Below are 371 nucleotides of genomic sequence, written 5' to 3'. Positions count from 1 at the left end.
GCTGACACACTACTGGCTACTGTGCCAGCTGGTGAATGGCTCGGCTCGAGAGCCGACGACGGACGTGCCAAGCTGCGAAAAGCTCGTGGGACCCGCATGGAGGGTACGAACACGAGATCTCCCAATCGGAATCCGTTCAACAATTGCCACGCGCAATAGGGAACGCCCTGAATTGAAACATCTCAGTAAGGGCAGGAAAAGAACGCAACAGCGATGTCGTCAGTAACCGCGAGTAAACGCGACACAGCCCAAACCGAAGGTCTTCGGACCAATGTGGTGTTCGGGTTGACAACCAAATCTCGACAACTCATCTGAAGTCTCCTGGAACGGAGCGTGAAACAGGGTGACAACCCCGTAAGATGAGTCAGTAC

Annotated in this window: 1 rRNA gene; it reads left to right on the top strand. The window is 54.4% G+C overall.

Annotation, left to right across the window (positions count from 1 at the left end):
- Positions 1-7: 7 nt before the first annotated feature.
- Positions 8-371 (top strand): 23S ribosomal RNA (locus EXE45_RS20665); the annotation flags it as partial.

This window comes from Halorubrum sp. SP9 (genome assembly GCF_005435015.1).
GTDB lineage: Archaea > Halobacteriota > Halobacteria > Halobacteriales > Haloferacaceae > Halorubrum > Halorubrum sodomense.
Note: the sequence above shows the minus strand (reverse complement) of the source record. Positions and strands in the feature narration are given on the sequence as shown.